Annotated in this window: 5 protein-coding genes; 1 reads left to right on the top strand and 4 read right to left on the bottom strand. The window is 68.0% G+C overall.

Going from position 1 to position 7,651, the window contains the following annotated elements; translation table 11 throughout:
* Window positions 1–17: 17 nt before the first annotated feature.
* The 4 genes from lepA to rpoE all read right to left on the bottom strand — a co-directional run bounded on the left by lepA (window position 18) and on the right by rpoE (window position 5,232).
* Complete coding sequence (gene lepA, locus RTX79_RS17965) at window positions 18–1,811, bottom strand: translation elongation factor 4 (RefSeq protein WP_057507334.1); 1,794 nt, start codon at window positions 1,809–1,811, stop codon at window positions 18–20.
* 308 nt (window positions 1,812–2,119) lie between these two features.
* Complete coding sequence (locus tag RTX79_RS17970; protein WP_312685182.1) at window positions 2,120–3,679, bottom strand: DegQ family serine endoprotease; 1,560 nt, start codon at window positions 3,677–3,679, stop codon at window positions 2,120–2,122.
* Between the two features lie 87 nt (window positions 3,680–3,766).
* Window positions 3,767–4,615: a sigma-E factor negative regulatory protein gene (locus tag RTX79_RS17975; RefSeq protein WP_312685184.1), complete on the bottom strand. Its 849-nt coding sequence runs from the start codon at window positions 4,613–4,615 to the stop codon at window positions 3,767–3,769.
* On the bottom strand, window positions 4,612–5,232 hold the full coding sequence (rpoE, locus tag RTX79_RS17980; protein WP_309684337.1) for an RNA polymerase sigma factor RpoE: 621 nt from the start codon (window positions 5,230–5,232) through the stop codon (window positions 4,612–4,614). The genes RTX79_RS17975 and rpoE overlap by 4 nt, the downstream gene beginning before the upstream one ends.
* 235 nt (window positions 5,233–5,467) lie before the next feature.
* On the opposite strand from rpoE, the gene RTX79_RS17985 reads away from it, so the two are divergent.
* Window positions 5,468–7,531: a 3-hydroxyacyl-CoA dehydrogenase NAD-binding domain-containing protein gene (locus RTX79_RS17985; RefSeq protein ID WP_312685186.1), complete on the top strand. Its 2,064-nt coding sequence runs from the start codon at window positions 5,468–5,470 to the stop codon at window positions 7,529–7,531.
* Window positions 7,532–7,651 lie beyond the last annotated feature (120 nt).

Here is a 7,651-nt window from a genome sequence, read left to right on the forward strand (position 1 = left end):
AGGGGCCGACTGTACCGTTACTTGTTGTCCATCTGCAGCACGGCCAGGAAGGCTTCCTGCGGAATTTCCACGCGGCCCACCTGCTTCATGCGCTTCTTGCCTTCCTTCTGCTTCTCCAGCAGCTTCTTCTTGCGCGACACGTCGCCGCCGTAGCACTTGGCAAGAACGTTCTTGCGCATGGCCTTGACGGTGGTGCGGGCAATCACCTGCGAGCCGATCGCGGCCTGGATGGCCACGTCGAACATCTGCCGGGGAATCAGTTCCTTCATCTTCTCGCACAGCTCGCGGCCGCGACGATCGGAGTGCGAACGATGGACGATAAGCGACAGCGCATCGACCTTGTCGCCATTGATCAGCACGTCCACGCGCACGAAGGGACCGGCGTCGAAGCGGACGAAGGCGTAATCCAGCGATGCATAGCCGCGGCTGACCGACTTCAACTTGTCGAAGAAGTCCAGCACCACTTCGGCCATCGGCAGCTCATAGCTGATCTGCACCTGGCTGCCCAGGTAGTTGATGCCGAGCTGGCTGCCGCGCTTTTCCTCGCACAGCTTGATGATGTTGCCGATGTATTCCTCGGGGGTGAGGATGTTGGCGCGGATGATCGGCTCGCGGACTTCCTGCACCTGGTTCACCGGCGGCAGCTTGGCCGGGTTGTCCATGTTGACGATGCTGCCGTCGGTCTTGAGCACTTCATAGACCACCGTCGGCGCGGTGCTGATCAGGTCCAGGTTGTACTCGCGCTCCAGGCGTTCCTGCACGATTTCCATGTGCAGCATGCCAAGGAAGCCGCAGCGGAAACCAAAGCCCATCGCTTCGGAGCTTTCCGGCTCGAAGCGCAGCGCGGCATCGTTCAGGCGCAGCTTGTCCAGCGCTTCGCGCAGGTCCGGGTAGTCTTCGGCATCGACCGGGAACAGGCCGGCGAACACGCGCGGCTGCATTTCCTGGAAGCCCGGCAGCGGCGTGGGGGCCGGATCGCCGGCCATGGTCAGCGTGTCGCCGACCGGCGCGCCGTGCACGTCCTTGATGCTGGCCGTCACCCAGCCCACCTCGCCCGCACGCAGGGCCGGCAGCACCTTGCGCTTGGGGGTGAACACGCCGACGTTGTCGACCTGGTGGTTGCGGCCGGTGGACATCACCTGCAGCTTGTCGCCGGCCTTGATCTCGCCCTGCATGACCCGCACCAGCGACACCACGCCGAGGTAGTTGTCGAACCAGGAATCGATGATCAGCGCCTGCAGCTTGTCGGTATCGCGCGGCACCGGCGGCGGGATGCGCTTGACGATCGCCTCCAGCACGTCGCGCACGTTCAGGCCGGTCTTGGCGCTGACCGGCACGGCATCTTCGGCATCGATGCCGATCACGGCCTCGATCTCGGCCTTGGCGCGCTCGATGTCGGCGGTGGGCAGGTCGATCTTGTTGATCACCGGCACCACTTCCAGGCCCTGCTCCACGGCGGTGTAGCAGTTGGCCACCGACTGCGCTTCCACGCCCTGGGCCGCATCGACCACCAGCAGCGCGCCTTCGCAGGCGGCCAGCGAGCGGCTGACTTCATAGGAGAAGTCCACGTGCCCGGGGGTGTCGATGAAGTTCAGGTGGTAGGTCTGGCCGTCGTCCGCCACGTAGGGCAGCGAAACCGACTGCGCTTTGATGGTGATGCCACGCTCGCGCTCGATCGGGTTCGAATCGAGCACCTGCGCTTCCATCTCGCGGGCCTGCAGGCCGCCACACAGCTGGATGATGCGGTCAGCCAGGGTGGACTTGCCGTGGTCGACGTGGGCGATGATGGAGAAGTTGCGGATGTTCCGCATCGAATCAGAGGACATAGAGGTGGCGGCGGCGCCGGGCGTCGTCAGGGTAACGTCGGATTATCGCACGGGACGACGGCCGCCGGTGGGTGAGCACCGCTTCGGGTAGTGACGGCCGCTTCGGGTAGTGACGGCCGCTTCGGGTAGTGACGGCCGCTGGCCGTCAGCTCCTGGCCCGGGTAGTGACGGCCGCTGGCCGTCAGCGCCTGGCCCGGGAGCGTGACGACCGTTGGTCGTCACGCCCCTGCCTGCCGCCACCTTCGCCGCTACCCCGGTAGTGACGGCCGCTGGCCGTCACGCTCCTGTCCCGGTCAGCTGCCGGTCTTCACCGCCACGAAGGCACTGTTGCCGCCACTGCGCACCAGCAACATCACCACGTCACCCTTCTTGTAACCGGCCAGCGCACGGTTCAGGGCGTCCACGCTGCCGACGGCGGTACGGCCGGCCTGCAGGATCACCATCCCCGGCGACAGCCGTGCGTCGCGGGCCGCCTGGCCGTTGACCCGGGTCACCCGCACGCCCTCGCCTGCATCCAGCCCCAGCTGCTTGCGCTGCGCGGCGGTCAGGTCGGCCACTTCCAGGCCCAGCAGTGCGTTGGCACCGCTCTGCGGCGCCGCGTCCTCATTGGCTGCCGCGGGTCGGTTTGCCGCTGCCTGGGCATCTTCGGCCAGCTCGGTCAGGGTGGCACTGAGCTCACGCTCGCGGCCATCCCGGACCAGGCCGATGCTGACCTTGCTGCCGGGCGGCAGGGCGCCGATCAACGGCGGCAGGTCGCTGAAGGAGTTCACCGGGCTGCCGTTCACCGAGCGGATCACATCGCCAACCTGCACCCCGGCCTTGGCCGCCGCACTACCGGCAACAATCTCATTGACCAGTGCGCCCCGGCTGTCCTTCAGGCCCAGTGCCTGGGCGTTCAGCGAATCGATCTGCTGCACCACCGCGCCGAGCTGGCCACGGCTGACCCGGCCGGTCTTCTTGATCTGCTCGACCGCGCCCATCGCCAGGTCGATCGGGATCGCGAAGCTGATGCCCATGTAGCCGCCGGAGGCGGAGAAGATCTGCGAATTGATGCCGACCACTTCGCCGCGGGTGTTCAACAGCGGGCCACCGGAGTTGCCCTGGTTGATTGCCACGTCGGTCTGGATGAACGGAACATAGCGCTGGTCGGCGCCGCCGGTGCTGCGGCCCACGGCGCTGACCACGCCGGCGGTGACCGAGTGGTCCAGGCCGAACGGCGAGCCGATCGCCACCACCCACTGGCCCGGCTTCAACGTGCGCGAATCGCCGACGCGCACGGTCGGCAGCCCGCTGCCTTCGATCTTCAGCAGGGCCACGTCGTACTGCTGGTCACTGCCGACCACCTTGGCGATGAACTCGCGGTTGTCACCGAGTTTCACCTTCACTTCGGACGCATCCGCCACCACGTGGTGGTTGGTCAGCACGTAGCCATCGGCGGAAATGATGAAGCCCGAGCCCATGCCGCGGCCCTTGATGCTGGGGCCGCCATCCGGGTCGCCGCCGGGGCCGCCCGGACCGGGCATGCCGAATTCGGGGCCGAAGAAGCGGCGGAAGATTTCCGGGATTTCGTCCTGGCTCGGCCCCATGCCACCGCCGCGTGCCTGGCGGCTGCCGCCGCGCACGATGGTGGTTTCGATGTTGACCACGCCCGGCCCCACCTGGTCCACCAGGTTGGTGAAATCCGGCAGGCCCGTCACCAGCGGCTGCGCAGGCGCGCGCGGCGCGGCGGCAGCGGACTGCGCCGTGGCGGCCTGCGGTGCCGGCGACGGTGACTGGGCGCAGGCGGCCAGTGGCAGGGTCATCGCCAGCAGGCCCAGGGCCTGGGTACGGAACGAACGGGTAAGCGGGATCATCGGACTACAACCTCCGGACAGGTCATCGGACAGCACAACGGGGAAAGGGGGCGCGCCGACGGTACGGCGCGCGCAGGCCACGCGCGGTCAGTCGCGCGGGCCCTGGACCGGCGGCGCGTCCTGCAACCGCGGCTCAAACGGATAGAACGTGCCCGGCGTATTGCCGGGGAAACTGGCATTGAGGGCGGCCCCAGCCGCCGGGCCCACGCTGGAGCGCGGCCACGGCCGGGCCTGCAGCGCCCCCACGTTGCCGAACGACAGCTCGTGCTGGGCGCCGGTGGACAGCGCGGGCGACAGCACCGGCTGGCCGGCCGCGAGCGCACGCTGCGGCTCGTCATTACGCTGCGCGGCGCGCGCCACCTGCTGGCTGCGCGTGGCACTGGCGCGGCGGACGCTGGCATCCTGGCGACGCGCGGCGGCGGCCACCGCAGCGGCCGGGACACTGGCCACCAGCGCAGCGCCGGCCTGCGCCGCCGCCGGTTCCTGCGCCGGTGCGGACGGCGGCAGCGCAAGCTCGGCCTGGCTGGCGATCACCTGCACCGGCAGGTCTGCCGGCGGCGCGCCTTCATCCAGCGATTGGCGACCCATGAAGAAGGCCACCGCGGCGACCGACGCGGCCAGCGCGGCACCGCCGCTCCAGCGCCGCCAGCCGCTGCGCAGCTCGCGCCGCGGCTCGGCCCGCGGTACCGGTTCCTGAGCCACCGCCGCCGACACGCGCGCGGCGAAGTCCAGCGGCGCCGGCGCCACGGCCTTGCCGCGCATCACCTCGCCCAGCAACGCCCAGCGCTCCTGGCAGGCCTGCAGCTCGGGATCGTGCTGCAGGCGGCGCAGCAGGAAACGGGCCTCGTCGGAGGACAGTTCGCCATCGACCAGCGCAGACAACTGCTGGCGGTTATGCACGTCGATCTTGTCTTCGGGTTGGTCGTACTTGCTCATAAGCGGCTCTTCTCACGGGTGGCGCTGCCGGTGTCCAGCAGCGGCCGGAGTTCAGTGTCGATCGCCTCGCGGGCGCGGAAGATCCGCGAGCGCACGGTGCCGATCGGGCACCCCATCTTCTGCGCGATGTCCTCGTAACTCAGGCCTTCCACCTCGCGCAGGGAAATGGCCAGGCGCAGCTCCTCCGGCAGCGAGGCAACGGCCTTCATCACCGTGGTTTCCAGCTCCTGGCGCATCAGCTGGCGTTCCGGCGTATCGGTATCGCGCAGGCGCGTTCCCGAATCGAACTGTTCGGCATCGCCGATTTCGATGTCATCGGTCGGCGGGCGACGATTGCTTGCAGCAAGGTGGTTCTTGGCGGTATTCACGGCAATCCTGTGCAACCAGGTCGAAAATTGGGCGTCGCCGCGGAAACTGTTGATCGCGCGGTAGGCGCGGATGAACGTGTCCTGGGCAACGTCCTGGCACTCACTCCAGTCGGCGATGTAGCGTCCGACGAGCGACACGACCCGATGCTGGTGCTTGCGCACCAGGACATCGAATGCCGCGCTTTCGCCGCGCTGCACGCGCCGGACCAGTTCCAGGTCCAGCTCCTGTGGTGTTTCAACCTCGGTCATTGGGGACCGAACTCCTGTCAGCCCAACCGACGTCAGGCAATGAGACTGCCAATCCCGGGAAAAGTTCAGCGCCATCTGACCGGGCACCGCACCAGCTTTTAACCAACGTTCCGTTAACGTAGCGGTCCATGCTATGAACCTCCGTCAACGCTACCCCAGCTATTGGGATTTGACGGAAGGGAAACAACCTCTGGATCATAGCCGCCTTCTCCATACACAACCGGATGGAACGTCCATGCTCTCAGGCTTCGATGGGCTTCGCCTCGCGCACTGGCACCCGGAGATCCGCGACGACGGTGTCGTGGTGCTCAATCTCGACCGCCAGGACGCCAACGTCAATGCGATGTCCCAGGATGTCCTGCTGGAACTGGGCGACCTGATCGAGCGCATCGCCATCGATCCGCCCAAGGGCGTGGTGATCCAGTCGGCCAAGAAGGCGGGCTTCATCGCCGGGGCGGACCTGAAGGAGTTCCAGGAATTTGACCGCCGCGGCACCGTCAATGACGCCATCCGCCGCGGCCAGGTGACCTACCAGAAGCTGGCCGAGCTGCCCTGCCCGACCGTGGCCGCGATCCACGGCCACTGCCTGGGCGGCGGTACCGAACTGGCCCTGGCCTGCCGCTACCGCGTCGCCTCCAACGACAGCAGCACGCGCATCGGCCTGCCGGAAACCCAGCTGGGCATCTTCCCGGGCTGGGGCGGCAGTGCACGCCTGCCGCAGCTGGTCGGCGCCCCGGCGGCGATGGACATGATGCTGACCGGGCGCACGCTGTCGGCGTCGGCGGCGCGCAACATCGGCCTGGTGGACAAGGTGGTGGCCCCGGCCCTGCTGCTGGACACGGCCGTGGCGCTGGCGCTGAAGGGCACCGTGCGTCCGTTCAAGCAGCGTGCGACCGCCTGGGCGACCAATACCTGGCCGGCGCGCAAGCTGCTGGCCCCGCAGATGGCCAAGCAGGTCGCGCGCAAGGCCCGCAAGGAGCACTACCCTGCCCCATACGCACTGATCAGCACCTGGGAACGCAGCGGCGGCAAGCCGGTGCAGGCGCGGCTGGACGCTGAACGGCGCGCGGTGGTGAAACTGGCCAGCACGCCGACGGCGCGCAACCTGATCCGCATCTTCTTCCTGACCGAACGCCTGAAGGCGCTCGGCAGCGGCGACCACGGCATCCACCACGTGCACGTGGTCGGTGCGGGCGTGATGGGCGGTGACATCGCCGCCTGGTCGGCCTACAAGGGCTTCAACGTGACCCTGCAGGACCGCGAGCAGCGCTTCATCGACCCGGCCATGCAGCGCGCGCAGACCCTGTTCGAAAAGAAAGTCCGTGACGAGGCCAAGCGGCCGGCGGTGGCGGCGCGCCTGCAGGCCGACCTGGCCGGCGCGGGCGCTGCGCAGGCCGATCTGGTGATCGAGGCGATCATCGAGAATCCCCAGGCCAAGCGTGACCTGTACCAGACGCTGGAGCCGAAGATGAAGGCCGATGCGCTGCTGACCACCAACACCTCCTCGATCCCGCTGATCGAACTGCGTGACCACATCCAGCGTCCGGCGCAGTTCGCCGGCCTGCATTATTTCAACCCGGTCGCGCAGATGCCGCTGGTGGAAATCATCCACCACGACGGCATGGCACCGGAGACCGAGCGCCGCCTGGCCGCCTTCTGCAAGGCGCTGGGCAAGTTCCCGGTGCCGGTCGCCGGCACCCCCGGCTTCCTGGTCAACCGCGTGCTGTTCCCGTACATGCTCGAAGCGGCAACCGCCTATGCCGAAGGCATCCCGGGTCCGGTGATCGACAAGGCCGCGGTGAAGTTCGGGATGCCGATGGGGCCGATCGAACTTCTGGATACGGTCGGGCTGGACGTGGCCGCCGGCGTGGGCGAGGAACTGGCCCCGTTCCTGGGCCTGCAGATTCCGGCGGCGCTGCAGACCGTCGAACCGGGCAAGCGCGGCAAGAAGGATGGCCAGGGCATCTATGCCTGGGAAAACGGCCGCGCGAAGAAGCCGGAGGTGCCCAAGGGTTACCAGGCGCCGGGCGACCTGGAAGACCGGCTGATCCTGCCGCTGCTCAACGAGGCGGTGGCCTGCCTGCACGAGGGCGTGGTGGCCGATGCGGACCTGCTGGATGCGGGGGTGATCTTCGGCACCGGGTTCGCGCCGTTCCGCGGGGGTCCGGTGCAGTACATCCGGGCGACCGGGGCCGATGCACTGGTGGAGCGGCTGAAGGTGCTGCAGCAGCGGCATGGTGATCGGTTCTCGCCGCGGCCGGGCTGGGACAATCCGATCCTGCGCGAAGCGGTGGTTTGACCGCGTCTGCCTTGATGCGCCCGGCACGGGGAGCTACGGCGCAGGACACGCCGTAAACCCATCCATGAAGTGACCCCCGGGAGTTGGACAGCTGGGGGATCAGGCGGCCAGCAAGGCCTG

Source organism: Stenotrophomonas chelatiphaga (assembly GCF_032054965.1).
Taxonomy (GTDB): Bacteria; Pseudomonadota; Gammaproteobacteria; order Xanthomonadales; family Xanthomonadaceae; genus Stenotrophomonas; species Stenotrophomonas chelatiphaga.